The 304-nt window shown below is 49.3% G+C and carries 1 pseudogene; it reads left to right on the plus strand.

The features are described 5' to 3' along the window. Positions 1-304 (plus strand): annotated as a pseudogene (locus tag EJE49_RS07515) (IS3 family transposase); the annotation flags it as partial.

A 304-nucleotide genomic window follows, 5' to 3' on the forward strand; every position in this document is an offset into this window, starting at 1 on the left:
GAAGACGAGAATCGTCGGCTTAAAAAGATGTATGCTGAAGAGCGCCTCAAAGCCGAAATCGTTTCAGAGGCGCTAGCAAAAAAGTGGTGAAGCCATCTCTACGCCGCGAGATGGCTGTGTCAGTAGTGCAAACCAGGCAAATCAGTATCAGCACTGCCTGTGCCGCATTTCGCATCAGCGAAACCTGCTATCGTTATCAGGCTAAGCTGTCGTCTGAAAATGCCCTTATCGCTGACTGGCTGATACGTTTGACCACCAACCAACGCAACTGGGGATTTGGCCTATGTTATTTTTACCTGCGCAA

The organism is Sulfuriferula thiophila (genome assembly GCF_003864975.1).
Classification (GTDB): domain Bacteria; phylum Pseudomonadota; class Gammaproteobacteria; order Burkholderiales; family Sulfuriferulaceae; genus Sulfuriferula; species Sulfuriferula thiophila.